The sequence below is a fragment of the Neobacillus cucumis genome, assembly GCF_016908975.1.
Taxonomy (GTDB): Bacteria; Bacillota; Bacilli; order Bacillales; family Cytobacillaceae; genus Neobacillus; species Neobacillus cucumis.
This window is the reverse complement of the sequence record NZ_JAFBEX010000004.1, coordinates 14053-40088: the sequence shown is the minus strand read 5'-3', so window position 1 is coordinate 40088 and position 26036 is coordinate 14053. Positions and strand designations below refer to the sequence as shown.

Below are 26036 nucleotides of genomic sequence, written 5' to 3'. Positions count from 1 at the left end.
ATTATGAGGATGCTTTTTTTATAAGTAATTTTTTATTATTATTATGCATTGCAGGGGAAAGTTGGTTAGGAGGAGAAAAATGGTAAAAGTTCAAAGATATTTTAATAAATTTGCAATATTGGTGTATTTCGTAATAGTAGTTTGTTTGGCTATTTATAATTTTATTAAACCGTACTATAGTTATGATCTAATTCCATACATTGCTTCCACAATTTCTCTGGAGCAAAGTAATAAGGAAATAATACACGATCAAACCTATAAAATTGTGAGGGATGCATTACCAGATGATGTTTATAAGGAACTCACCTCAGGGGACTTTGGGCATACAATGTTAACTGATTCTGTTTCATTTAATCAGCAATTAAACTTCTATACGGTTAAGCCATTATATATATTCTTAATTTATTTAATACATAAACTAGGATTAGGGATAGTAAGTGCAATAAACTTAATTTCAATGCTTTCTTATATTGGTATTTCAGTCCTACTATTTTTGTTTATTAATAGACTAAGATCTGGATATCTTGGTATGGTGATACTCTCTCTTTTAATGATATGTCAGCCATTAATCTTAATGGCTGGTAGAAATACTCCAGATACTCTATCTGCTTTTATAATATTACTTTCTATATTTTTAATCTTAAATAAAAAAATAAAGTTCTTGGCCGGAACTTTTTTAGTATTCTCAATTGCAATTAGGCCAGATAACTTAATTATATGTGGGATTTTATTAGTGTATTTTGGGTTACTCTCACCAAAAGAATACAGATTTAAACTTTACCAAGCTAGTGTTTTATTACTTTTATCAATAATCTTTTATTTCTCAATTGGCCATATTGAACAATCTTATGGCTGGAAGACTTTATTTACTATAGCTTTTTTACACTTCATTCAATACCCTGCAGATACAAATGTCCATATAACCGTTAAAGAATATGTGGATGTATTATTTACAAATGGAATAAGTGTATTAAGCACTCATCTATTATATTTTATAGTATTAGGTTTAACAGGTTTAATAGTACCCAATCTTAATCAAACCAATGTATATAAGCATTTAATAATGATTTCCACTGGGGTTATGATCTTTTACTTTTTATTATTTCCTAGTAAAGAAGTGGATAGATATTTCATTACAGAATATTTAATAATAATAGCACTTAGTCTTCGTATTCTTTGTGATAATTTTGTCATTGATAAATTAGTTCAACCCAAGGTATTAAATTAGGGTTTGTTTTCATAAAATTTCTCGCTGTCAGCTAAAAGTCTCGAATAATTATGCAGCACTTTTTTATTCAATATAAATTGAACTAATTTCAAAGGAAAGGAGAATATATATTGTACTTTTTTAATGGTAACTCACCAGTTTTAACAATTGTTGTTCCTTGCTTCAATGAGGAAGCAGTATTGCATGAAACAACTAGAAGACTTACCGAAATTTTGGATAAATTAATATATAATAATGTTGTTTCTAAAGAAAGCACTATGATGTTTGTTGATGATGGAAGTAAAGATAATACATGGAATATAATAGAAGAGCTAAATCGGAATAACAGTTTTGTAAAGGGAGTAAAATTGGCTCGGAATGTTGGGCATCAAAATGCATTATTAGCAGGATTACTAATAGCAAAGGAAAATGCCGATTGTGTTATTTCAATTGATGCAGATCTTCAAGATGATGTAAATGCTATTGAAAAGTTTATGGAAAAGTATTATGAAGGATATGAAATTGTTTACGGTGTAAGAGAGGAACGAAAGACTGATACATTTTTTAAGAGGAATACTGCACAGGCTTTTTATAAACTGATGGCAAAAATGGGTGTAAACATTGTATATAATCACGCGGATTACCGTCTTCTCAGTAAGCGGGTTCTGAATCATTTATCCGAATTTAGGGAAAGTAATTTATTTCTTAGAGGTATTATACCATTAATAGGTTTTAAGTCTATAAATGTATATTATGTTAGAAATGAAAGGTTTGCTGGGGAGTCTAAATATCCATTGAAAAAAATGATTAAATTTGCATTTGATGGAATAACATCTTTTAGTATAGCTCCCATTCGTATAATAACATTAATAGGATTCTTATTTTTTTTCTTGAGTATCTTAACTAGTGTTTATGCTGTAATTCAAAAGTTTATAGGTAATACACTCTCTGGTTGGACATCTATTATGTTATCTATTTGGTTTATAGGTGGTTTCCAGTTAATGGGTATTGGCTTGGTGGGGGAATATATCGGTAAGATATTTAACGAAGTAAAAGGGCGTCCCAAATATATTGTAGAAGTAAGTCATTACTCCAACAATGGTACTCAGCAGAGAAACCATCAGATTACTGCAAGCCTTTCAACATAATCAGGATACTTAAGAATGGTCTAAGGGGAATTGAAATATGGAATTAACAAAACAAGATATGAAAATAACAAAGGGAGTAGCTATTTTATTTATGCTGCTCCTTCATCTTTTTTGCAGGAAAGAAGTAAACGGTTTGTATGAAACGTTTCCAATTGTCAATGGGGTCCCATTAGTTTACTATATTGGATTATTTGGTGATGCATGTGTACCTATGTTTTGCTTCGCAAGTGGATATGGATTATATGTAAGTTTAAATAAGGAAAAAGGGTCAATCTTTAGAAAAAACATTAAAAGAATATTCAAATTTTTAATTAACTATTGGATTGTATTAATTTTATTTGTTCTTATAGGTACACTAGCTGGTAAATCAGATATTTTACCGGGGAATCCAGTTCAATTCCTTCTTAATTTTTTTGTTATATCAAATTCATATAATGGTGCATGGTGGTTTGTACAAACTTATATCATTCTCGTACTTCTAGCACCGTATATTTTTAAATTTTTTAAAAAATATAGTTTAATAACTTTATTGTTAGTTTCTGGTTTTTTTTATCTGGTAGCTTATGTACAACGGATTAAACATGTTATGGATTTCGGGGGTAGCACTCCCTTGAATATGGTAGTAAATGCAATCGTATTGGTAGGTACCTCACAATTGCCATTCATTGTAGGGGCCATTTTTGCAAAAGTTAATATATATTCCAAGATTCAAAAGAAATTAGGCCAGCTGGCATTTAAAAATTTAGTTTCTATTTTAGCGATACTTCTTTTAATCACTATACACTCATTTTATGAATCTATGATTATTGCACCAATTACAGGAATTTTATTTATTTGCATTTTTAACTTAATGAATAAGAGTACATGGCTTCTAAGACTCTTTGGCTTTATTGGTAACCATTCAACTAACCTTTGGTTAACACATATGTTCTTTTACATGACAATATTTCCTAAGTTGACCTTTGCACCAAAGTACCCAATCTTTATTTTTTGTTGGTTAATAATACTATGTTTAATTACATCATATATAATCAATTTGGTTTATATGCCGATATTAAAAATTATAGATAAAAAGAAAGTACACCAGCATACCAATTCAGATGATAATTTAATATTGTATAGGGAATAGAGGAATGTTTGGTCAAACTTTGAACCCTTCTTGGCTATAAAGCAGTAAATTTATCTTTTTTTACAAAGTGGTTATTTTTATTTTATCTCTGTTATTAGTAAAGTTTATTATGGTGGATGGAACTTGGCTGATAACGTGTAAAAAAGATTACTTTGATACCCTCTTTAATTCTACCCCTTCATAGGTTCAACTCGAATATTTTGAAATCAGCTAAATAAAACTTATCTGTTTTGGTTTGTATAGAGCTTTTACCGCTGCCAGGCTCACCATAAATTAAGAGGTTTGGACTGTTGGTTGCATCATAAATTGTAAATCTGCCTTTAAAATCAGCACCACAAACTCGAAACAGATGGGTTTATGTCGAGCGTAAACATGATGTCCTAGGTGGATAATTTATAAGCAAATCCAAGTTTGGAATATGTGGAGGATCTGGAGTAGAAATTTATTTTGATCAATTTAATTAACTTCAAAATGGTATGACTGTACAAGAAGTAATTTTGATCGTTGGATGAGAAGCATAGATTCCCGAATCTGGTGAAAAGGGAACTGAAATGCATACTGTTATTACTCATTTCCTGTTAAGGACAACATAGGAGCATAATTATACTTATGCTCATGGTAATAATCGTCAAAACAAGCCCAAATTTGGCTTTCAATAACATATAGAATTAAGCCCTCTCAAACGAGAAGGGCCTAAGGCTTTATTAACAGTTAATTAAGAGCAATCCAATCTGATAGTGCAGACTTACCCGCAGCTTGGTATATTTTTTTTGCGGAAGTATCAATATACACTTGTCCTATATATTGTGGGATTGCACTTGGTGCAGAATTACCTGTTATCGGCATTCTAATATATGGTTCAGAACTATCATATGTTATTACATTGGCAGGCTGATTGGTTAAAGAAAAATTAGTGAATTTATTATCAACTAATACAAGGATAGGAGAACTAACCGAATAAGAAGCTTGTGCAGGTGATGCACTTATTGTTGAATTCCTTATTTTTAATGCATTTTTAATACTCCCATAAAAATCAGCTAGAACGCTTGAATAATTGGTTACTAAATTAAAGTTTATTGTGGAATTATCAATGTCTAATTCTCCCCAATAAAAAGCATAAATAAGAGGTACTTTTGCAATAGGATACACATTCCATTGGACAGTTCCGTCAACGGTTACTGATCCTGTTGTTGTACTCCAATTTGGTTCACTTGTTCCCGACTTGCCAGGTGCAAAACATTGATAATAGTAACCATTGGGTTTAGTAGGAATTACAGTATCTCCTATATAGTAATTATGAGATGATTGCCAGCTTGATGGTGCAATACCTAAGGATATGTTGCAATTTTTAAGTTGCAAAATGTTGGTTGTTGTATAACCGGCAGGTTTGGGATTAGTGATTAAAGGTCTAGAAGTGTTGTTAATTGTGCAGTTAATAAGCGTATATGTGCCAGATGGACTACTATAATAAACATACCCATCATTGAATACTGAATCTCTTATAATAACTTGGGGGCTATTTTGCATCCTTATATAACTCCCATTATTAAAATTGCATCGTATGATCTTATCAAAAGGGTTTACTAAGCTATACATTTCAATATAACCGCCATTAACAAAAGAGCAACCGTCAATAAGAGTTTGGGTTTCTGTTACGGTATAATGTGAATTGTCGAATGTATTATTTTTAAAACTCAACGAGGCAACACTATTGCTAACAAAAGACCCTGAATGGAAACGGTTATTACTAATGGTTGTAATTGTTCCGGAACCGGCGAAAGTCATTTTCGAAGCATTGAAAATATTTTCTGTAATAATCCAATCTCTGTCAAAATTATAGTAATTAAAACACTGGAAGTTACCGTAATAAAAGTAGTTTTTCGTTACAGTAATATGACGTTGGTAATATAACTGTATTGCAATCGGGCAGTTTCGAAATTCATTTGACGAAACTTCGTTGTATTCCCCACGAAGGGCTATTGCAATCCTACAGTTATCAAAAGTATTATCAACAATATGGCAGTTTTGCCCAACATTATCTTCTGTGTTAATTGCATAACGGGTAAAGTCTGGGAATTGTGGCAATCCGTCAATGTCCATCCCATCAGGAGCGCCAGTATCATGGAAATAATTCTTTCTTATTAAGGCATTGTTAGTTCCAAGAAATAAACCGCCTCGATGACAGCGATGGATTTCGTTGTATTCTACCATAACATGATCAGCAACTCCATTTTGTATTAATATTGCCCAATATGGAGGATTATTCGGCAAAGTACCATCATCGACTGTACCATTACCTTCCCAAGATAGTTTTAACTTTGTTGCATTTGTAGGAACTTGGACAATATCCCTTGTTCGTGCATTCGTTTTAGCCATAATAAGCGTGTTATCGCTTCTATAAAAATATATATTGTAAGTGCCAGATGGAATAGAAGTAGCAGGGGCATACCCGAGACCAATCATTGAAAATTCTTTAAGCCCTGACGGAATAGAAATATAGTTAACACTTCGCACAGAGTTAGAAGTAACTCCTGTTATAGTAGCTCCAGTGGTGTTACTCAAACTACCAAATTCCATTGAACCGATACTCCCGACACCTGCATATGGGCTATAGTAAAGTGCTATTGCATCCCCCATATAATAAGAAATATTACAGTTTCTAATGGTCGAATAATGTGCTCCAGCTCCAAACTTAACCCCATTGGTAGACTCCATCGATCTTTCAGATGAATTTAACCAACTTCTATCGATTCGGTCCCCTATTAAAATCAGATTAATAATATGAGTTTGTGAAGTTGTACATAGAATGCTGTCACCTCCAAATTTATAAACTGGGTTCCCTGATTTATCAAATGGAGAACGGTTGTCAGAATCGTAAATGACCTTTAATGTGGAAAAGTTAAAATCTATTGTCATGTTAGGTTGCGTTTTAATCGGATTCGGATAACAAATTGCATAACTTCCTTTTGGTAAAACCACATAATCATATCCATTTTGATAAGCCCATGACAATGCATTATTTATACCAGAAATATTATTATTAGCCAAAGTATAATGGTCTTTTGTATATGGTTTAGACGGAATCCCCTGTGTTATCCCCCAGGTGGATAAATCTATTATATAAACATTAGCGCTGTTAATAGTCATCACTTGACCTCCAATTAATTATTTTTCAAATAATTTTTAATATAATATTCTTTTTTTTTAGTGTTTGATTGTACAATAGTGTATTAAAGCGTCGTGTTTAAATAAAAATTTAAAAGAGGCTCCTATAAACTACGTCCCTATAATGTTTGTTGATGCTGACGATTGGATTGATATCCTAGCTGTTGAAATACTATAAAATGAAACATTAAAGATGATAGTAGATATTACAGTTGTAAATATGTGGGAATCATTAAGGGGTGGACTACTGTTGGGACAACGTATCAATGAAATCATTCTTTGGTCATTTAAAAGATGAAGTTAACTATAAAGAATGATATAGTTTTGAAGCATTTCAGGGATTGATAGGTAATTATAATGAGGAATATAACAATGATCGTTATCATGGGGGGGAAATAAAATGACTCCGGCACAATTCCGGAGTCATCTACTAGGCTAATTATGAAAAGCTGCCTAGTGCTCTCCTTAAGGGGATTATTAGAAGGCTTGCTTTAATACCTATTAGTTACGGTGTTATGGAAGCTGCTTATGACTATGTCCCAATCTATAAACAGCGCAAAAGAGTGTAAAACCTGCCCTTTGCAGATTACCTATTAAAAGGGGAAACAAGATTGTGGATTGTTTTGATTCTATCTTTGATCCATAGTTATGTATAGTTTTAGATTTGATTTTAAAATAATTATATATAAATACGACCTTTGAAAAAGTCATCTTTCTTAAATTATAATGATATTTAAATTTTGTCGAATAATTGTTCTTTAAAAAGAATGTAAGTTGGTATATAATATTTTATTATTAGACTAATACGTATATTTAATATATATTAAAAAAATTTTGTTAATACGTTCTTTATAATGAACGTTTTTAAGCTTAGTAAGGAGGTGATAGAGTGATAAAGGAAAAATTCTATAATAAACCAATTATTCTCGGCCATCAACCACTTCAATTCGAAACCAGACATAGCTGGAATCCAGGAGTAGGGAATAGCCCCCCATCTGATGGAAATGGTGGGATAAAATTCCCTGTGGAAACTAATCCTAACCCACAACCATGTGGAGCAGGAACAGCAAGTAATGAAAATGGAAACAGTAATGGTCAAGGTAATGGGAATATTGGAGTTGGCCAGTGCAATCCTAAGGTAAACTAAGAAATTAAATGTATGGGGAGTTTGGTGAACTGGTGGTTTTTCGCCGACTTCCCTTTCACCTGTTAGAGAATTTAAAGGAGCCGAATATGGTACAAATACAAACAAAAATTGGCGACCATTTTATTAACATAATATCTGAATCCGAAAATTTTCATAAAATTTTAAAAAATTTCGTTATAACCGCAGGTAGATTAAACAGGTTACCTGATTTAGTTATTACAATTAAGTATAACTATGGTGTTCCTTTCAAGGATTATGAAGTAAAAATCACAAAAAAGAATAATAGAGTTATATACTCCAGAGCCGATTATCTGATTGATGTTGATTCGGAATTTAAATCTGCAACAGTAGCTGTTTATGATGATTTAGCTTTAAAACATGCATTAACCAACTTGTACAGCTCATTTATTGTTTACCATAATTGGGGCCTATTAATACATTCTTCTTGTGCTCTAGAAAATGGTAAAGCCCATCTATTTGCCGGACATTCTGGTGCAGGAAAATCGACTGCAGCAAAACTTTCATACCCTAGGAGTTTATTATCCGATGAAGCCACAATCGTCAAAATTACTCCAAATGAAGTTTCCGTGTATAATTCACCATTTCGAAGTGAAATAGCAGCGGAATCTTTCGAAGGGAATGTGGAGATTGCAAGTATGCAAATCCTCGTCCAAGCTTTTCAAAATAAACGAATCCGTTTAGAAAAAGCGGATGCACTGCTTCATTTAATGGATAAAGTATTTTTTTGGCCGCAGAATCAGGAAGAAACCCGAACTATTATGAAGCTATTAACTTTATTAGTAAAAGAAGTGCCTACCTATGAACTTCATTTTCAAAAAAATAATACCTTTTGGGAGTTAATATCATGATTACACAATTTATTCAAAAAGGAACTTGTGAAGCAACCGAGCTAGATGGAGAATGGGTTATTTTGGATACCAATCAGTTTACTGTAACGAAACTAAATGAGGTGGGGGGATTTTGCTGGGTGATGTTGCAGAAAGCCCAAACAGCAGAAACTCTTACACAATCAGTGGTCGAGAAGTTCTCCGTATCTGAAAGTCAGGATCAAGTAAAAAAGGATATGGAGGAATTTTTAAAGAATCTTGATCAGTGTGGGTTGATTCAACATGCAAATTGATATTCATACTTTTACACTTCTGAAAAAAGCAATAAATAAAGATGGCTGGTTGGAACTCCCTTCCTCTGGAAATAGTATGTATCCTCTAATCCAAAAAGGGAACATCTGCCGGTTCGTCCCATGTAAAACTTCATTATTTAAAAAAGGCGATGTTCTTCTCTATTATTCTCAAACAGGTGAATTAGTTGCGCATCGTTTTGTTAAAAAGGTAAAAATGAAGGATCAAACGGTATTAGTCCTAAAAGGAGATACCAACCTTGGTTACGACCAACCGATTGAAGAAAATTGGATTCTTGGAAAGCTAGTTAATGTACAAAAAAAGCATTTGACAATAACCACTAATCACGTGCTCTCCCGACTTTGGGGAACATTAATTCTTTCAAATCCATTCCTCTCAGGTATTTTACGTAACTATTTAAATAGGAAACTAGACGTACATTTTAATTAATGATGGAGTGTCCCTACCATGAAAAATCAGCTAAAATCGCTAATGATTCAATATTTCTCGATGAAGGATATTCGACGGGTTTTTTCTTTTGTCCTGCCCTATATTCTTAAAAGATGGAAGGCTTATCTTGCCATTCTTCTATTATTAGGTGTGGATATCTACCTAACCATAGCTTTTGCCAAGTTCTACGGAGAGATTACAGATGCTGCGATTCATGGCGGTTACAGTAAAATTTTATCCTTTATTCCATATGGTGCATTCCTCATCTTAATGAGTATTGCATCGAGTGTATCCTATACCTTTTTTAATATGATTGCCACCAATGGGGTGAAAATGGATTTGAAAAATCATTTCTTTAACCATGTATTAAGATTACCTTCCGGAGTTGTGTCCAATTATCGTTCCGGTGAATTAATGTCCCATTTTTCCAATGATATTCATGGTGTCGATGGAGTGATTGGGAGTAGCCTCATTAGCCTTGTTAGACTGCCGATAATTTATATTGTTGTATTTGTGTATTTAGTGCATATCAACCTCACACTATGCTTAGTAAGTCTAATCATAGCACCCATAGCAGCACTTTCTGGTTTAGGATTTGGCTTATTGCTTCGGAAAAATGGCAGATTAATTCACCGTTTAGTTGGTAATATTAATAGTCTTTTAAATGAGACCTTCCATGGTTTTATGGTAATTCGATCATTTACACTAGAAAAACTTCACTATAAAAAGTATGTAAAACAAAACCAAGAATTATATCATTTAGAATTAGAAAATGCTAAACTCCAGAGCTGGTACAAAACAGGAGAACAAATCATCGGCTCGATTACCTTTATTCTTAATTTATCGATTGGAGCTCTTTTTGTCTCTAAAGGGATTCTTTCAGTAGGAGCATTATTAACCTTTTTAAACCTGGTTACTCATTTATATTATCCAATTACAGGCTTGGCAAATGTTTGGGCAGGCTTTCAACGGTCTGTTGCTGCCCTGGAGAGGGTATTGGATGTTCTCGAAAAACCAGCAGACGTACAAGAACTTCCATCTTACTCTCAAAATAAATCCGTTAACGGTACGATTGAATATCGAAATGTTACTTTTAGTTATGTGGAAAATAAACCTGTCTTTAAACATTTTAATCTCGAAATTTCAGAAGGAAAGGTAGTAGCTTTAGTCGGGCCGAGTGGGGCAGGTAAGAGTACGTTGTTTAATCTCCTGCAAGGTTTTTATAAACCTCAATCAGGTGACATCTTAATGGCAGGAAAGTCCCTTCAGGACTTTTCAGCATCTGAATTAAGAAGTTCAATTGCTCTGGTTCCACAAGAGACGTTTCTATTTTCGGGAACGGTGAAGGAAAATTTACTGATTGCCCGTCCGAACATAACGGAAAGGGAAATGGTAGAAGCAGCCATTCTGGCTGAAATTCATGACTTCATACTGTCATTGCCAAAAGGATACGACACTGAAATCGGGGAAAATGGAATGAAGTTATCTGGGGGTCAAAAACAACGAATGGCCATTGCAAGAGCGATATTAAAGGATGCACCGATTCTTTTATTGGATGAAGCGACATCTGCCTTGGATGGAGAAACGGAGTATTACGTCAAAGAGGCATTGGATGAACTAATGAAGGGTCGAACCACGATCATCATCGCACATCGTTTGTCGACGATCCAGAATGCCGATGTCATAATGGTAATGGAACATGGGGAAATCATCCAACGAGGAACGCATAAGGAACTAATAAATGAAATGGGTTTATATCGAAAACTGTATGAATCATCATTTAGTTCAAAAAATGAAGGCACATTATCTTTGGTTGCAGCTGTGGAATAGAGGTGAAACCCGTGGGTTTAGAGATTGTTACATTACTATATAATCAAAGCACTGAGATGCCCCAAGAAGAAGAATTCTATAGGCGTGCGCTCTTCGAAATTGAAGAAGAAGGTATTTCCTCTCAAGTTTTCGTAATCCTAAAGCAGCAGGGGAGGCTAAGCCAAACTCCTGCTTTTTTTCAAAGTTGTTTAAAAGCAAGCTATGAAAAAGGGCTATTTCAAAATCTATTTATAAAAAACCAGATGAATTCCATTTTAACCAATTTTGAGGAACACAACATCGATATTATACCACTTAAAGGGGTCAAATTTGCTGAAGATTATTTTGGTCATATCGGAGCAAGGGCCACATCGGATATCGATCTTTTAGTTCGCCACTCGGACCTCGATAAAGCAATCGAAACCATAAAGTACTTAGGGTTTACTGTTGAAGAGGAGCAGGTCCCTAGTCACTTCCATTGCAGTTTTAGTAAAAAAATAAACGGATCGTACATGCCGTTAGTTGTGGAATTGCATTGGAATATTGTGAAGGAAAATACGTCCAACTTTAATATTGATGACTTATGGAGTCAAGCTGTACCAGTTGGCAAGTCTAAATATCTTAAAGAGTTATCACCCAATCATTTGTTTTACATGATCTGCCTTCATGGTTGGCGGCACAATTTGGATTCAGCGAAATACTTTATAGATATTATTCAATTAATCTACAAATTAAGAGGATTAATCGATTATGATTATTTATTAAAACTAGCTGCCTCACACAGAACGTTAACACGGTTTAAAAGGACCTTATCAATTGTCTATCAACAATTTCCTCATTTGAATAAATTAATAGAATTACCATTTAAATTGAAGCACACTAATTGGGAGTATCAAGACCGAAAAGGAATAAAGCAATATATGGACTTTATTGATTATCAGTTATTTAGCTACGATACTGCTAGACATAGCTTTATTGAACTCGTAAACTTGATTTGGCCTTCAAAATATGAACTTACTGCGGAAATTGGTGAGCAACAACATGGGATGTCGATGTTCAACATGTACATGGCTTTGTATAAAAAAAGATTCACCTCCATGGTAAAAGTTTTTTTTAGTCAATAGCAGCTTTAACATACTCTTGTATCGAAAAAAGGATAAGCAAATTGCTCATCCTTTTTTCATTTCAGCCTTATTTAATGAGGATAATTTCTTTGTAAGATAGTAAACGGAAAAAATCCCCAATGAATCAATAATCAAATCATAAAGTCTGCCATCCCTGCCGAAAAACAGTTGGAAAAATTCAGTGATAAACGCAAAAATTAATGCAATTATGACGGAGTATTTATGATTTTTTATAAAGCTAAAAAGAAGTAAATCCATAATCCCGAAACCGATAAAATGTCCGGATTTTACTTTAATAAATTCAGAATGAACCAAAGTAATATCATTAAAAATAAAGAAGGACGAAAAATCTGGAGTAGGTACCCATTTAAATCCGAATGTATGCAGATACATAAGCTTTTCGATACTCTCTGTCCATGTATTTAACAATAAAAATAGACCCCATAAAACAATTAATAGTAGTTTAATTAAAATTTGCTTTTTAGGTGAGTGCTTTTTAATTGTTTCTATCCCCAGTTTATCCATTAGTCTATCTCCATATATTTTCTTATGAATATCTATTTACAATGATAACATTGTTCTCTTATAAGAACAATGTTTATCCGTTTACATATAGCCTGAATTCATTTCGTAATATGACTTTAATACTATGGAAAATAGTAATATTATGGGTAAAATTAGCCCTAATGCATTTACAAAATTCCACACTTTCCTTATAATGAACTTATATTGTTCTTTATGAAGAACCAAACCAAGAAAAGAAGGAGAATCATGATATATCCACTAATAAAAGAAAAGGATCAAATACACATTGTTAAAGACTCATACTATTGTGTATGCGGACTTGAATTTAATACGGAAATAGTGATTAAAAGGAAGACTCTAAGAAAAATTAAATTCATTGAATTAGGACAGGTAACTTGTGAGAAATGTGTTCTAAAACTTCTTAACCAGAAATAGCTTTGTTTAGTATATCGAAATATTGTCGAAATTGTGTCGAAATTTTTGGAATTAATTCCATTTATTTCCCATGAAGACTATAGTACTATTAATATTGTTGTTTAATACTTTAATACTATATAAGACAAAGGCAAACCATTCGAAAGATTGGGACGCAAAGCTACAGGTCTAAGGTGTAATAACTAAGATGGCTGAGTTACCTAAATTAGTAATATTTTTAGGAGGATAAAATCGTGTCTGTATTAACTGTAGAAAAAGAGCTTGATCAAGAATGGTTAGATCTTATTAATGAGGCTAAAAATTTAGGACTTTCCATAGAAGAAATTAGAGAGTTTTTATCAAAGTCTAAATAATCTAGTTCTTATTAACAACTGCGCATTGAATTTTCTTAATATTCATTTAAAATGGGAATATCGCTTCATACATAGTATTATGGAGGAGAAAATACTTAATATGCTCTACATAAAAATAGAAACAGCTTAACCAATTATCTAAACAATTGATTAAGCTGTTTTTTTGTTTATATTAATAATTTAAAAACTTCACACAAACCCCATAAGGCACCGTAATATCCGAAGTAATCAGGGTCAATTTGCCTGAAGCCTCATCTCTTGAGTACAATACCACATTGCTTGACTCTTGGTTCGCTGCAACCACAAACTTCCCGCTCGGATCAATTTCAAAATCACGAGGCCAATCGCCTTCCGTTGAAGTACGCTCCACAAACGTAAGCTCTCCAGTACCTTGCTCCACACTGAATACCGCAATACTGTTATGACCGCGATTACCAGCATATACATAACGGCCATCTGCAGAAATATGGATGGCACTGCCTTGGTTATTCTCTTTAAAATCTTCTGGAAGTGTGGAAATATATTGAACCTCTGTAAACGAACCAGTTTCAGCGTTATAATTTAACACAATCACTTCAGAGCTGAACTCTGTCATTACATAAGCTACTTTTCCATTTGGATGAAAAACTAGATGTCTTGGACCGCTTCCAGCTTTTACAGGTAAAAGATTCACCTTTGTAAGAGTGCCATCTTCTGCCACAGTATATGTAATAACCGCATCACTTCCTAATTCACACACGGCAAGATATTTTTCATCTGGTGTAAGTTCGGAATAATGAGTATGAGGCTTTTCCTGTCTTGGGTCTGGACCTTTGCCTTCATGTTCTCTAATCGATGCATAAGGCAGGATAGAGCCGTCCTCTTGATTAATAAGATTTGATTGAACAAGCCCTTGGTGGTAGTTGGCACCAAATACGATACGGTTCTTACTGTCAACGCTAACATAACATGGTGGTGCACCATCTAATACTTCACTGTTAATAGCAGTCAGGTTGCCTGTTTCATCAATGGAAAAAGCTGCAATCCCTCCAGCTTCACCTTCTTTAACAACGGAGTAAAGGGAACGATTATCCTTACTGATTGCAAGATAGGTAGGATTCCCTAGTTCTGCTGCCACTTGAATATCTTCAATTTTTCCTTCAGTTGTGTCTAATGTAAAAGAATAAATTCCTTTACTGTCTCCCTTTGTGTAGGTTCCGATATAACCTTTGAATTTCGTGTTTGCCATTTTCTCTGCTCCTTAAATAGATAAAATTGTTTCTCTATTATAATATCCTATTTTTATCTAAAAATTAAAAATAATGCATTGAATAGAGGATACTACTTTTTATATTGAAAAAAATCATTAAAAGATTGTATTTTTTAAAATAAATGTATAGACATTTAAAATAAAATGTTTATAATAGGTTTTGTAAGCGGTTGTTGCAAACGCTTTTGAAAAACATATAATCTATTAAACTAGCAAGGGAGTTTGATCATAATGAAAAGAATTCTATTAGCTTGTAGTGCTGGAATGTCAACAAGTCTATTAGTAACGAAAATGGAAAAGCATGCTGAATCCATAAATGCAGATGTGAAAATTTGGGCAGTTGGACAAGACCAGGCAAAACAAGAAATGGCTAACGCCGATGTGGTCTTAATTGGACCGCAAATGAGCTTTTTAAAAGGTGAATTACAAAAAGAAGCTAATCAATATGGGATTAAAGTAGATGTCATAGACATGTTGGCTTATGGATTAGCAGATGGAAAAAAAGCCTACGAGCAGGCTGTTAAGTTAATGGGAGAATAATACTATGGAAAACATTGATTTTGAAACATTAACACCTGAACAAACGAATTTTATGCTTATTCTTCATAGTGGAAATGCGAGAAGTAAAATTATACAAGCACTACGTGAATATCGTGAAGGGAATGTAGAAGATGCAGATAATTTGCTTGTTCAAGCCGAAGAAGACTTACGTGTTTCTCACGAAATCCATTTTAAAATGATCCAAAAGGAAGCTTCTGGAGAGAAAGTGGAGTTCGCTTTGTTATTAATGCATGCTGAAGATCATTTAATGTCAACCATAACCATGAAAGAGCTTGTAAAAGAGCTTCTAGATCTTTTTAAACAGAAAAACTTATAAATCAGAGGGGGAAGTACTTTGTTTGAAAAACTTAGTGAATATCTTGTTCCAATCGCAGGAAAATTGAATAACAATCGATATTTAAGTGTATTACGAGATGCTTTTATGTTATCGTTTCCACTTACAATCTTCGGTTCCATCTTTGTAGTATTAACGAATTTACCATTTTTAAATAAGCTAATGAGTGAAGCGGCTATTAATTCATTCCGAGATATGTTCGGAATAGCATCATCTTCTACAATGGGCATTATGTCTGTATTTGTTGTATTTGGTATCGGGTATTATTTATCAAAAAGTTATAATGTTGAAGCGGTTTTTGGTGGTGCCATTGCACTCGTTTCCTTTTTAATTTTAACACCATTTGTGCTTCAACCAGAACATGGACAAGCCGTCACAGGGGTTATCCCAGTTGATCGCCTTGGTGCAAAAGGGATGTTCCTTGGCATGATTACCGCTTTTATCTCAGCAGAAATTTATCGAACCATCGTTCAGAAAAATATTACGATTAAGATGCCTCCCGGCGTACCGCCGGCAGTAGCAAAATCATTTGCTGCACTTATTCCAGCTATTATTACGTTAACCGTATTTTTAGCTATTAATATTTTTGTTACACAAGTATTTAAAACCAATATGCATGATGTCATCTATAAAGCGATTCAAGCACCATTAGTTGGTTTAGGAAGTGGAATCATCCCTACCTTAATTGCTATTTTCTTTATTCAAATTCTCTGGTTTTTTGGCTTACATGGTCAAATTATCATCAACTCTGTCATGGATCCTATCTGGAATACCTTACAAATTGAAAACTTGAATGCTTATACACATGGTCAGCCTATTCCACATATTATTTCCAAACCGTTTATGGAAATCTATACAGTTGGTATGGGTGGAACGGGGATGACTCTGGCAGTTGTGTTAGCCATTCTATTCTTTATGAAGAGCAAGCAGATGAAACAGGTTGGAAAGCTTGCCATTGGACCTGGGATTTTCAATGTTAACGAACCAGTTATCTTTGGTTTACCAATCGTAATGAATCCATTAATTATGGTACCTTGGATTCTTTCACCAATGATTGTGACATTGGTTTCCTATTTCGCCATGAAAACTGGATTGGTTCCTCCTCCAACGGGTGTTACTGTACCTTGGACTGTACCAATTTTTATCAATGGTATTATGGCAACGAACTCTTTAGCAGGCGGATTACTGCAGCTTGTTAACCTGGTAATCGTATTTGTCATTTGGTTCCCATTCCTAAAAGTAATCGATCGTGTAAACGTCAAGAAAGAACAAGCAGATAACAACGCAGCTTAGTTTTAAATGAAAGGGATGGGCAGGGACTTAAGTGGAGATGCAAATAAATGTTGCACGACCGACCTCTGCCCTTTTCGGTTAATAGAAAACAAAAGAGGAGAACACTACTTATGTCAAATATAAATGAAATTCAATACCGCTTTCCAGAAGGTTTTTGGTGGGGATCAGCAGCCTCAGCTACCCAAACGGAGGGGGCAGCAAATGTCGACGGAAAAGGAAAAAATATATGGGACTACTGGTATGAAATAGAGCCAAATCGTTTTTTTGATGGTGTCGGTCCAGAAAAAACATCTCAATTTTATTACAAATACAAAGAAGATATTAGACTAATGAAGGAAATTGGTCATAACTCTTTCCGCATGTCCATTTCATGGGCAAGGTTAATTCCCAATGGTGTGGGGGAAGTCAATCAAAAGGCTGTCGAATTTTATAATCATGTCATTAATGAATTTATTAAAAATAGCATTGAACCATTTGTCGGACTATTTCATTTCGATATGCCAATGGAGTTGCAAAAAATCGGAGGCTGGGCAAATAGAGAAGTAGTGGATGCCTATGAGGTGTATGCGAGAACCTGCTTTGGATTGTTCGGCGACCGGGTGAAAAAATGGTTTACACATAATGAACCGATTGTTCCAGTAGAAGGTGGCTACCTATATGATTTCCACTATCCAAATGAAGTGGATTTCCAAAAAGCTGTTCAAGTGGGCTACCATACGATTTTAGCAAGTGCAAAGGCGATTAAAGCTTATAGACAGCTTAACCAAGATGGTAAAATTGGGATTGTCTTAAATCTGACACCGTCTTATCCAAGAAGTCAAAATCCTGCTGATGTAAAAGCAGCTGTCCTTTGCGATGCCTTTTTCAATCGCTCTTTCTTAGACCCTTCTGTGAAAGGTGAATTCCCACAGGAACTTGTCCAAATCTTAAAAGAAGAAGGTTTTATGCCAGTGGTTGAAGATGGGGACATGGAAATCATTAAAAATAATACGATTGATATTCTAGGTGTTAACTACTACCAGCCCCGACGTGTAAAAGCAAAAGAGTATCTTCCAAATCCTGAAGCACCGTTTATGCCTGAGCGCTATTTTGATTATTATGCAATGCCTGGACGTAAAATGAATCCACACCGTGGCTGGGAGATTTACGAAAAGGGCGTTTACGACATCCTCACCAATTTAAAAGAAAACTATGGTAATATTGAATGTTTTATTTCTGAAAATGGGATGGGTGTCGAAGGTGAGGAAAAATTCCGAGATGAAAATGGAATCATCCAAGATGACTATCGAATTGAATTTATCAGCGAGCATTTAAAATGGGTACACAAAGCGATTCAGGAAGGTTCTAATGTGAAGGGCTATCATTTATGGACATTTATGGACAATTGGTCATGGACAAATGCTTATAAAAATCGCTATGGATTTGTTTCTGTGAATCTTAATAAAGATGGAGAACGAACCATTAAAAAGAGCGGTCATTGGTTTAAAAAGGTTTCGAAGAATAACGGTTTCTAATAATGGAATTTCAAGATTAACAATTATTAATGAACATAAATCCCGACTTTATATCGATCCTTATTTATTCTAATAGGCTCTGTTAAAAGACATCTTCTTTGTTTTTATTACTCTGTTGATTGGAGCGGAAGGCGCTCGACTCCTGCGGGAGTACGGGGCAGGGGAGACCCCACAGACGCTTTAGCGTCGAGGAGGCTCCCCGGCACGCCCGCGGAAAGCGAGCGCCTGGAGCGGAAATCAACATCCCAATTTAACAGAGCCATTCTACAGGATGGTCAATTTGGCCATTCTTTTTTTAAAAATAAATAGAACTGGAAGGAAACAATTATTATAATAAAATTAACAATACTAGTTGGGTGGTTCTCCGCATGAATAAATATGAATCAATCTCTTCAGAAATGAGACAAAGAATTATAAACAGAGAATATCCGATTGACCAACCCATACCAGACGAAATTTCTCTAGCGAAAGAATTTGGCTGCAGCCGAATGACCATGAAAAGAGCATTGGACCTTTTAGTCGTGGAAGGATTACTTTATCGGAAGAGAGGACATGGTACGTTTATTGTCCAATCCGCCATCAATAAAAATAAGGTAAATGTCGCATCAGATAAATCCTTAGGGTTATCGAACCTTTTAAAGGACGAGAATATCACAAGTAAAGTGATCAAGTTTGAGGTTCAATTTCCTAATGAAGAAGTGGCCATGCATCTTGCCATTGATGAGAAGACGCCCGTTTATTATATTATTCGTCTAAGGTTAGTTGATGGAGAGCCGTATGTGATGGAAAAAACATATATGCCTACCACTCTTATTCCAGGTATTAAAGATGAAGTGCTGCAAGGCTCTGTCTATAAATATATAAAAGAAGATTTGGGCTTAACAATGGCAGGATCTCATCGTATTATTAGGGCATGTAAATCGGATTCTTTGGATCAAGAACATTTAGAATGCCTTTCCGATGATCCGATTCTGGAGGTTGAACATATCGGTTTTTTGAATAACGGAGTTCCGTTTGAATACTCCTTTTCACGCCACCGATATGATAAATTTGAAGTAACAACGGTTAATCCAATTCGATAATATGGAGGTAAAAGGGATGTTAGGTGCAATTGAGGCTGGCGGTACAAAGTTTGTTTGTGCAGTAGGGGATGAATCTGGTAAGATTACTGAGCGAATTCAAATCCCTACCACTGTTCCTGAGGAAACAATGGAAAGTGTGATTCAATTTTTTAAGCAATATTCGGTTCAAGCAATTGGAATTGGTTCGTTTGGTCCAATTGATGTGAACACAGAAAGTCCAACTTATGGTAATATTACTTCTACACCTAAATTAGCTTGGAAAGACTTCCCGTTTGTTCAAACGATAAAAGAGACGTTTTCCGTTCCAGTTGGGTTTAATACTGATGTGAATGCCGCAGCCTTAGGAGAAGCTACATTCGGAGCTGCTAAAGGCTTGGATAGCTGTGTATATATCACAGTTGGTACAGGAATTGGCGCAGGTGCGATTGTACAGGGGAATTTACTTCAAGGACTTTCACACCCAGAGATGGGGCATATTCTAGTTCGAAGACATCCAAATGATAGCTATGAGGGAAAATGTCCTTACCATCATGATTGTTTCGAAGGACTTGCGGCAGGACCTGCGATCGAAGAACGCTGGGGTCAAAAGGGGAAAGATTTAGTCGAGCGTGAAGAAGTGTGGGAGATGGAAGGCTATTACATTGCCCAAGCACTTATGCAATATATTTTGATTCTTTCACCGAAAAAAATTATTCTTGGTGGCGGTGTGATGAATCAAAAACAAGTTTTTTCCTACATCTATAAGTTTTTGCCAGAGTTGGTCAATCAATATGTATCCTTACCAGAGCTTTCTGGATATATTGTTAGTCCTGGATTAGGAGACGATGCGGGGATAACAGGATCCCTCTTATTGGCTTATCAAGCATTACAAAACGAAAAATCTTACAAATAGGGGAATGAATGATGGAACCATTATTTTTAAAACCGGTTTTTAAAGAGAGAATTTGGGGAGGAACGGCACTACAAAGTGAGTTTGGCTACTCGATTCCATCTGACAAAACAGGAGAATGCTGGGCCATTTCAGCCCATCCAAATGGACCTTCTATCATTGAAAATGGTTCGTTTGCTGGTTACACACTGGACAAGCTTTGGAAGGAGCATCCGGAACTTTTTGGTAACCCACAGGAGGAAGTTTTTCCTCTATTAACGAAAATATTAGATGCCAATATGGACTTATCCGTGCAAGTTCATCCAGATGATACTTATGCGAAGGCTCATGAAAATGGGGAACTTGGCAAGACGGAATGCTGGTATATTATCGATTGTAAAGAAGATGCTGATATGATTTTCGGTCATACGGCGAAAACAAAAGAGGAATTTATTCAGCAAATTAACGAAGGAAACTGGGATGGTTTACTTCGTAGAGTGAAAATCAAACCAGGTGACTTTTTCTATGTCCCAAGTGGAACCATTCACGCTTTGTGTGAAGGGACGCTTGTGTTAGAAACACAGCAAAGTTCTGATACTACTTACCGAGTTTATGATTATGACCGTAAAGATGAGCAAGGAAATTTACGTGACTTACACTTGGATAAAGCCATTGAGGTAACGACGATTCCGCATCAAGTGGCTCAAAGTAATCCTTCTGTAGAGTTAAAAGGAAATGTTCAAATTACCAATTTTGTAGAATCAGACTTTTTTTCTGTCTATAAATGGGATGTAGAAGGACAAGCTTCGTTTTCATTCAATGATCAATACGTCCTATTTAGTGTGATTAAAGGTGAAGGCCAATTGTCCCATAATGGAGAGAGTTATGCTTTAACTAAAGGAACACATTTCATTCTACCTGTGGGACTAGGGGGATTTACCATTGATGGTGAATGTCAGCTGATAGTTTCTCATCCATAAGCAATAAAAAAATGCGCTCATCCAGATGGATAGAGCGTATTTTTTTATTTTTTTTTAAAATATTTACATTGTAATTGTCGGAAAATGTAAATGGTAACGTTTTCACTGAATAGTAAAACAAAATCTTATTTACTGTACTAGCACCTTAATACCCCTCTATCATTTTATATTTACATAATTTAGAAAAATAGAGTTGTCAAAAGAAGTCATAATTTTGGGAAAATTCATAATTGACCAAGCTATATAAAAGATGATAATTTTTAATCAAGGAAACCGATTTCCAAAATCGTTTTCCAAGAACGGTTTCCAAAATCGATTTCCAACATATGGGGGAATGGTTTGAAAGGGAGGAATGATTAATCTCTTAAATTTCAAACGCTTACATACCTTGGAGGTGAGGTTGCAGTATAATTTAGCGGTTTTTGAAGGTTGGCTATGGTCCTTGGAAAAATAAATCATTTTAAGGGAGAAGATAAGATGTCTGAAAATCTACAAAACCAAACTGCTGTAACAACAAAAGATGATCGCAAAGAAATCCTGGAACTGTATAAAGATTTACGTGTAACAGATGTTCGTGACGGAATGGACTGGGTTGGCATGCATGGATACGGGACGGTACACCACAGTATTAAACCTTTATACCGTACAAAAGTAGTAGGGATTGCTCGTACTGCCCGTTATTTACCATTTGAAGGGCCAGCTCCAAAGGTGACTGGTGATGAATATACCGAGTGGGTGAAGTGGTACTATAGTGAAGTTTGTAATGATCCATGGGGACATGACATTCAGGAAGGTGACCTTGTGGTTCTAGATGTGGCAGGAATCGATGTTGGTCTATTAGGTTCTAATAATACACTGGATCATAAGCACAAAGGTTGTGTTGGATACCTAACAAATGGCGGGGGCATCCGGGATACGGATGAAGTCATTATGCAAAAAATCCCTGTATGGTCTAAGTTTGTATCACAGCCAATGGACCAAGCTCGCATCCGTTATCATGAAAAAGATATCCCTGTAGCGATCGGTGGGGTGGCCATCTACCCTGGTGATGTCATTGTCGCAGACGGTGATGGTGTGGTAGTTGTGCCTCGTCATCTTGCCTATGAGGTGGCTAAATACGCTCACCAAGAGCTAAAAGGGGATAAAGCTGGCAGAAGACGCCTATATGAAAGATTAGGCTGGGAGTTAGATGAAACCGTTATGTAAACATAACCACTTAAAGACTAGTTTTTAATACGTAGGAATAAACCAAGGCTAATAGAATGCTAGAAGTATTCTATTAGCCTTCTATAAAGCAGGAGGATGGCTGGATGGATGTAAAAAGGATTGGTTTTATCGGGCTAGGTGCGATGGGATTGCCAATGGCAAAGAACCTGTTAAAAAATGGCTTTGAATTGCACATTGTTGCTCATCGAAATCGCGGGCCGGTGGAAGAACTAAAACAAGCGGGGGCAACCGAAGAAAGCTCAGCAGCTGAAATCGTTTCCAAATGTGAGGTTTTGATTAGTATTTTACCGGAAGATAGAGAGATGGAAGCCGTTTTGCTGTCTGAGGAGGTTTTACAGCAGTTAAAACCGGGACAAGTACTGATTGAAATGACCTCAGGTTCCCCGGATATGATGAAAAAGGTCAATGCGGTATATCAGGAAAAAGGTGCACGAGTTTTAGATGCACCAGTCAGTGGTGGGACAATTGGGGCTAAAAAAGGCACGTTAACCGTTATGGCAGGCGGGGATCCAGAGTTATTAGAAATATGCCGTCCTGTTTTAAATGCGATGGCAGAAAATATTTATTTAGTCGGAGCAGTTGGAGCCGGTAAGGCAATTAAAGCGATTAATCAAATGCTTGCCGGAATTCATATGCTGGCCTCTGCTGAAGCCATTGCACTTGCGGAAACATTGGAAATTGATAAAGAAGTGATTAAAGAAGTAATCGGCAAAAGTTCAGGTTCCTCTTGGATGCTCCTAAATAAAGCAGACACGCTTTCAAAACGAGATTACACCCCAGGCTTTAAACTCAGTTTGATGAAAAAGGATATTCAGATTGCCATTAATGAAAGTGCAGAAAACAATCTACCACTGGCCTCGTTTGCGTTAAATTTATTTGAATCTGCAGCAATAAAAGATGGGGAATTAGATTTTTCAGCAGTTGGTAAAACGGTATTATCTTAGTTTTATTAAATGTAAGCCCTATCATTTTTATAATCATGCATCTTTTATCAGAAAGATATTAATATGTGGGGGGAGAATCCTATATGAAGAAAATGAAACTGCTTTTGATTTCATTAGTATCTGTATTCCTTTTAATCGGAATGGCAGGATGCAGCAGCAGTGATAAAGCTTCGACCAGCGCTACTAAGAAAGATCCAGTAGAACTTCGCTTCGCCTGGTGGGGGGACACAAAGCGGAATGAAGTATACAATGCCATTGCCGATCAATTTGAACAAGAGCATCCAAATATTAAAATTAAACGGGAAGCAAGCGGATGGGGAGATTATTGGCAGAAGCTTTCCACTCAAACAGCAGGTGGGAATGCACCGGATGTATTCGGAATGCATGCAAGCTATGTAAGTGATTATGCGAACCGAAATACGTTACTAAAAATGGAAAGCTATGTTACGGATAAAACGATTGATCAAAGTAATTTTCCAAAGGCAGTTGTAAATAGTGGGAAGATTAATGGAAACCTTTATATGATTGCTCAAGGTGTTACGATGACAGGCTTCGTTTATAATCCATCATTATTCGACAAGCTTGGAGTGGCCCAACCTGCTGCTGACTGGACATGGGATGATTTTGCTAAAACAGCCCTTGCCCTTAAAGCGAAAGGGATTACTGGTTCGGCCGATATGGGCGGCGGAGCACTTCAGCCGCAATTCCGTTATTTCCTTCGCCAAAATGGACAAGATTTGTTTACTGAAGATGGTAAAAAACTAGCGTTTGATAAAGAAACATTAGTTAAGTGGTGGAGTTACTGGGATGATCTTCGTAAAAAAGGCGGCGTGCCAACAGCTGAAACTTCTACCGAATATCAAAATGCACCACTAGAGCAAAGTTTGTTTGTAACTGGAAAAATCGCTATGCAGCAAATCCCTGCTAATCAGCTTTATCTATATCAACAGCAAATCAAAGATGGGCAATTAAAAATGGCCAAAATGCCAGCCCTTGCAGGTGGAAAAAGAGGAGAATATATCGAAGGCGCATACTTAAGTGTTTCGGCGAAATCAAAACATCCTAAGGAAGCAGCAGAATTTATCAATTTCTTCGTTAACTCTGAAAAATCTCTTAAATTATTTAAGGTTGAGCAAGGTTCACCAGGTTCGACAAAAATGGCCGACTATGTAAAGCCACTTCTTGAACCAGCACAAAAGGATGCCGTTGACTTTATTCAAGAAACATTAAAAGTAGCTAAGCCTGCTGCTTATCCTCCAATGGGAATCGCACAAATTGAACAAGCCTATAAGGATGACTATAACGCTATTTCATTCGGCAAAATGTCCGTAAAAGATGCTGCTGACAAATTTATGAACGAAGCAAAGACCATTCTAAATCAATAGCCTTTCATTAATCTAGCAACTGTATAGAGGGGGGAAGTTAGATTCCCTCCGTCTATACATCTAGAGAGGAGTTGAATCATTCCATCATGAAAAAAACTTGGAGAAAAAATGCCGTTGGTTATCTCTTCCTGAGTCCATGGCTAATAGGTTTGATAGGGTTAAGTATCATTCCTATGGCCGCTTCCCTTTATCTTTCCTTTACTAATTATGATATGTTTACCACTCCAAAATGGATTGGTATGGATAATTATAAACATATGTTCGAGGATCCCAAGTACTTAACAAGTGTTAAAGTAACCCTTACTTATGTATTATTGAGTGTTCCATTACAGCTCATGTTTGCTTTAGGTGTTGCCCTTCTATTAAATAGAGGTTTAAGAGGATTAAAGATTTATCGAGCAGCCTATTATATTCCTTCCTTATTTGGTGGAAGTGTTGCGGTATCACTCTTATGGCGGCAGCTGTTTGGCGGTGAAGGGTTACTCAATAAAGTACTTGCCCATTTTGGAATTCATGGTATGAACTGGATTTCCACCCCAGATACGGCTTTGTATACCCTAGTTATTTTATCCATCTGGCAATTCGGTGCACCAATGGTCATCTTTCTCGCTGGTTTAAAACAAATCCCTCTTGAATTATACGAAGCGGCCAAAATAGATGGAGCCAGTAAAATAAGACAATTTTTTAGCCTTACCCTCCCAATGTTATCACCCATTATTCTCTTTAATCTAGTGATGCAAATTATTCACGCCTTCCAAGCCTTTACGCCAGCTTACATCATTAGTGGAGGAACTGGTGGACCATTAGATTCGACGCTTTTTTATACGTTATATCTCTTCCAAAAGGCCTTTACACTTTTCCAAATGGGCTACGCTTCCGCAATGGCATGGGTATTGCTTATTGCAGTAGCAATCGTTACGGCCATCATATTTGGAACATCAAAGAAATGGGTGTTCTACCAGGAATAG

General features: G+C 35.7%; 24 protein-coding genes and 1 riboswitch. Of the genes, 21 read left to right on the top strand and 3 right to left on the bottom strand.

The window, feature by feature from the left end; genetic code table 11:
* Window positions 1–79: 79 nt before the first annotated feature.
* The 3 genes from JOC76_RS06260 to JOC76_RS06250 all read left to right on the top strand — a co-directional run bounded on the left by JOC76_RS06260 (window position 80) and on the right by JOC76_RS06250 (window position 3484).
* Window positions 80–1228, top strand: a complete 1149-nt coding sequence (locus JOC76_RS06260; RefSeq protein WP_205176744.1) for a hypothetical protein — start codon at window positions 80–82, stop codon at window positions 1226–1228.
* Window positions 1229–1338: 110 nt separating this feature from the next.
* Entirely contained in the window at window positions 1339–2355 is a 1017-nt protein-coding gene (locus JOC76_RS06255) for a glycosyltransferase family 2 protein (protein WP_205176743.1), read from the top strand.
* 37 nt (window positions 2356–2392) lie between these two features.
* Window positions 2393–3484 carry an acyltransferase family protein gene (locus tag JOC76_RS06250; RefSeq protein ID WP_205176742.1) on the top strand — a complete coding sequence of 364 codons (1092 nt, stop codon included), beginning with the start codon at window positions 2393–2395 and terminating at the stop codon, window positions 3482–3484.
* Between the two features lie 711 nt (window positions 3485–4195).
* On the opposite strand, the gene JOC76_RS06245 is transcribed toward JOC76_RS06250, so the two are convergent.
* Window positions 4196–6631 (bottom strand): right-handed parallel beta-helix repeat-containing protein, encoded by a 2436-nt coding sequence (locus JOC76_RS06245; RefSeq protein ID WP_205176741.1) that lies wholly within the window; start codon window positions 6629–6631, stop codon window positions 4196–4198.
* Window positions 6632–7538: 907 nt separating this feature from the next.
* Here JOC76_RS06245 and JOC76_RS06240 point away from each other — a divergent pair.
* The 6 genes from JOC76_RS06240 to JOC76_RS06215 all read left to right on the top strand — a co-directional run bounded on the left by JOC76_RS06240 (window position 7539) and on the right by JOC76_RS06215 (window position 12318).
* Entirely contained in the window at window positions 7539–7796 is a 258-nt protein-coding gene (locus JOC76_RS06240) for a hypothetical protein (protein WP_205176740.1), read from the top strand.
* Between the two features lie 86 nt (window positions 7797–7882).
* Window positions 7883–8665, top strand: a complete 783-nt coding sequence (locus JOC76_RS06235) for a hypothetical protein (RefSeq protein WP_205176739.1) — start codon at window positions 7883–7885, stop codon at window positions 8663–8665.
* Entirely contained in the window at window positions 8662–8937 is a 276-nt protein-coding gene (locus JOC76_RS06230; RefSeq protein WP_205176738.1) for a PqqD family protein, read from the top strand. Before JOC76_RS06235 ends, JOC76_RS06230 begins: the two co-directional genes overlap by 4 nt.
* Window positions 8927–9385, top strand: coding sequence for a signal peptidase I (locus tag JOC76_RS06225; RefSeq protein WP_205176737.1), 459 nt, complete (start codon window positions 8927–8929; stop codon window positions 9383–9385). The genes JOC76_RS06230 and JOC76_RS06225 overlap by 11 nt, the downstream gene beginning before the upstream one ends.
* 18 nt (window positions 9386–9403) lie before the next feature.
* Window positions 9404–11215 carry an ABC transporter ATP-binding protein gene (locus tag JOC76_RS06220; RefSeq protein ID WP_205176736.1) on the top strand — a complete coding sequence of 604 codons (1812 nt, stop codon included), beginning with the start codon at window positions 9404–9406 and terminating at the stop codon, window positions 11213–11215.
* Between the two features lie 11 nt (window positions 11216–11226).
* Window positions 11227–12318, top strand: a complete 1092-nt coding sequence (locus JOC76_RS06215; protein ID WP_307784695.1) for a nucleotidyltransferase domain-containing protein — start codon at window positions 11227–11229, stop codon at window positions 12316–12318.
* 45 nt (window positions 12319–12363) lie between these two features.
* On the opposite strand, the gene JOC76_RS06210 is transcribed toward JOC76_RS06215, so the two are convergent.
* On the bottom strand, window positions 12364–12843 hold the full coding sequence (locus JOC76_RS06210) for a VanZ family protein (protein ID WP_205176735.1): 480 nt from the start codon (window positions 12841–12843) through the stop codon (window positions 12364–12366).
* A 554-nt stretch (window positions 12844–13397) separates the two neighbouring features.
* Window positions 13398–13482, top strand: a riboswitch (cyclic di-GMP riboswitch).
* A gap of 29 nt (window positions 13483–13511) precedes the next feature.
* Here JOC76_RS06210 and JOC76_RS06205 point away from each other — a divergent pair.
* Window positions 13512–13631 (top strand): anti-repressor SinI family protein, encoded by a 120-nt coding sequence (locus tag JOC76_RS06205; protein WP_205176734.1) that lies wholly within the window; start codon window positions 13512–13514, stop codon window positions 13629–13631.
* Between the two features lie 172 nt (window positions 13632–13803).
* Here the strand turns inward: JOC76_RS06205 and JOC76_RS06200 are convergent, their stop codons facing one another.
* Entirely contained in the window at window positions 13804–14859 is a 1056-nt protein-coding gene (locus JOC76_RS06200; RefSeq protein WP_205176733.1) for a lactonase family protein, read from the bottom strand.
* Between the two features lie 252 nt (window positions 14860–15111).
* On the opposite strand from JOC76_RS06200, the gene JOC76_RS06195 reads away from it, so the two are divergent.
* The 11 genes from JOC76_RS06195 to JOC76_RS06145 all read left to right on the top strand — a co-directional run bounded on the left by JOC76_RS06195 (window position 15112) and on the right by JOC76_RS06145 (window position 26036).
* The gene (locus JOC76_RS06195) at window positions 15112–15420 is read left to right on the top strand and encodes a PTS sugar transporter subunit IIB (RefSeq protein WP_205176732.1); all 309 of its coding nucleotides are present in this window, start codon (window positions 15112–15114) and stop codon (window positions 15418–15420) included.
* Between the two features lie 4 nt (window positions 15421–15424).
* A complete protein-coding gene (locus JOC76_RS06190) occupies window positions 15425–15757 on the top strand; it encodes a PTS sugar transporter subunit IIA (RefSeq protein WP_205176731.1) in 333 nt (110 codons plus the stop codon).
* Window positions 15758–15775: 18 nt separating this feature from the next.
* Window positions 15776–17068, top strand: coding sequence for a PTS cellobiose transporter subunit IIC (celB, locus tag JOC76_RS06185; RefSeq protein WP_205176730.1), 1293 nt, complete (start codon window positions 15776–15778; stop codon window positions 17066–17068).
* A gap of 110 nt (window positions 17069–17178) precedes the next feature.
* Window positions 17179–18582: a 6-phospho-beta-glucosidase GmuD gene (gene gmuD, locus JOC76_RS06180; protein WP_205176729.1), complete on the top strand. Its 1404-nt coding sequence runs from the start codon at window positions 17179–17181 to the stop codon at window positions 18580–18582.
* Window positions 18583–18950: 368 nt separating this feature from the next.
* Window positions 18951–19664: a GntR family transcriptional regulator gene (locus JOC76_RS06175; protein ID WP_205176728.1), complete on the top strand. Its 714-nt coding sequence runs from the start codon at window positions 18951–18953 to the stop codon at window positions 19662–19664.
* A gap of 16 nt (window positions 19665–19680) precedes the next feature.
* Entirely contained in the window at window positions 19681–20556 is an 876-nt protein-coding gene (locus tag JOC76_RS06170) for an ROK family protein (protein WP_205176727.1), read from the top strand.
* Between the two features lie 8 nt (window positions 20557–20564).
* Entirely contained in the window at window positions 20565–21512 is a 948-nt protein-coding gene (gene manA, locus JOC76_RS06165; RefSeq protein ID WP_205176726.1) for a mannose-6-phosphate isomerase, class I, read from the top strand.
* 477 nt (window positions 21513–21989) lie between these two features.
* Complete coding sequence (locus JOC76_RS06160) at window positions 21990–22718, top strand: RraA family protein (protein WP_205176725.1); 729 nt, start codon at window positions 21990–21992, stop codon at window positions 22716–22718.
* A 104-nt stretch (window positions 22719–22822) separates the two neighbouring features.
* The gene (locus tag JOC76_RS06155) at window positions 22823–23683 is read left to right on the top strand and encodes an NAD(P)-dependent oxidoreductase (protein WP_205176724.1); all 861 of its coding nucleotides are present in this window, start codon (window positions 22823–22825) and stop codon (window positions 23681–23683) included.
* Window positions 23684–23766: 83 nt separating this feature from the next.
* A complete protein-coding gene (locus tag JOC76_RS06150) occupies window positions 23767–25068 on the top strand; it encodes an ABC transporter substrate-binding protein (RefSeq protein ID WP_205176723.1) in 1302 nt (433 codons plus the stop codon).
* Window positions 25069–25154: 86 nt separating this feature from the next.
* Entirely contained in the window at window positions 25155–26036 is an 882-nt protein-coding gene (locus JOC76_RS06145; RefSeq protein ID WP_205176722.1) for a carbohydrate ABC transporter permease, read from the top strand.

Excerpts from the sequence above, each read along its gene's own strand:
- JOC76_RS06260 (WP_205176744.1), top strand. The coding sequence starts at position 80 with ATGGTAAAAGTTCAAAGATATTTTAATAAATTTGCAATATTGGTGTAT.
- JOC76_RS06250 (WP_205176742.1), top strand. The coding sequence starts at position 2,393 with ATGGAATTAACAAAACAAGATATGAAAATAACAAAGGGAGTAGCTATT.
- JOC76_RS06245 (WP_205176741.1), bottom strand. The coding sequence starts at position 6,631 with ATGACTATTAACAGCGCTAATGTTTATATAATAGATTTATCCACCTGG.
- JOC76_RS06235 (WP_205176739.1), top strand. The coding sequence starts at position 7,883 with ATGGTACAAATACAAACAAAAATTGGCGACCATTTTATTAACATAATA.
- JOC76_RS06230 (WP_205176738.1), top strand. The coding sequence starts at position 8,662 with ATGATTACACAATTTATTCAAAAAGGAACTTGTGAAGCAACCGAGCTA.
- JOC76_RS06225 (WP_205176737.1), top strand. The coding sequence starts at position 8,927 with ATGCAAATTGATATTCATACTTTTACACTTCTGAAAAAAGCAATAAAT.
- JOC76_RS06220 (WP_205176736.1), top strand. The coding sequence starts at position 9,404 with ATGAAAAATCAGCTAAAATCGCTAATGATTCAATATTTCTCGATGAAG.
- JOC76_RS06210 (WP_205176735.1), bottom strand. The coding sequence starts at position 12,843 with ATGGATAAACTGGGGATAGAAACAATTAAAAAGCACTCACCTAAAAAG.
- JOC76_RS06200 (WP_205176733.1), bottom strand. The coding sequence starts at position 14,859 with ATGGCAAACACGAAATTCAAAGGTTATATCGGAACCTACACAAAGGGA.
- JOC76_RS06195 (WP_205176732.1), top strand. The coding sequence starts at position 15,112 with ATGAAAAGAATTCTATTAGCTTGTAGTGCTGGAATGTCAACAAGTCTA.
- JOC76_RS06190 (WP_205176731.1), top strand. The coding sequence starts at position 15,425 with ATGGAAAACATTGATTTTGAAACATTAACACCTGAACAAACGAATTTT.
- gmuD (WP_205176729.1), top strand. The coding sequence starts at position 17,179 with ATGTCAAATATAAATGAAATTCAATACCGCTTTCCAGAAGGTTTTTGG.
- JOC76_RS06175 (WP_205176728.1), top strand. The coding sequence starts at position 18,951 with ATGAATAAATATGAATCAATCTCTTCAGAAATGAGACAAAGAATTATA.
- JOC76_RS06170 (WP_205176727.1), top strand. The coding sequence starts at position 19,681 with ATGTTAGGTGCAATTGAGGCTGGCGGTACAAAGTTTGTTTGTGCAGTA.
- manA (WP_205176726.1), top strand. The coding sequence starts at position 20,565 with ATGATGGAACCATTATTTTTAAAACCGGTTTTTAAAGAGAGAATTTGG.
- JOC76_RS06160 (WP_205176725.1), top strand. The coding sequence starts at position 21,990 with ATGTCTGAAAATCTACAAAACCAAACTGCTGTAACAACAAAAGATGAT.
- JOC76_RS06155 (WP_205176724.1), top strand. The coding sequence starts at position 22,823 with ATGGATGTAAAAAGGATTGGTTTTATCGGGCTAGGTGCGATGGGATTG.
- JOC76_RS06150 (WP_205176723.1), top strand. The coding sequence starts at position 23,767 with ATGAAGAAAATGAAACTGCTTTTGATTTCATTAGTATCTGTATTCCTT.
- JOC76_RS06145 (WP_205176722.1), top strand. The coding sequence starts at position 25,155 with ATGAAAAAAACTTGGAGAAAAAATGCCGTTGGTTATCTCTTCCTGAGT.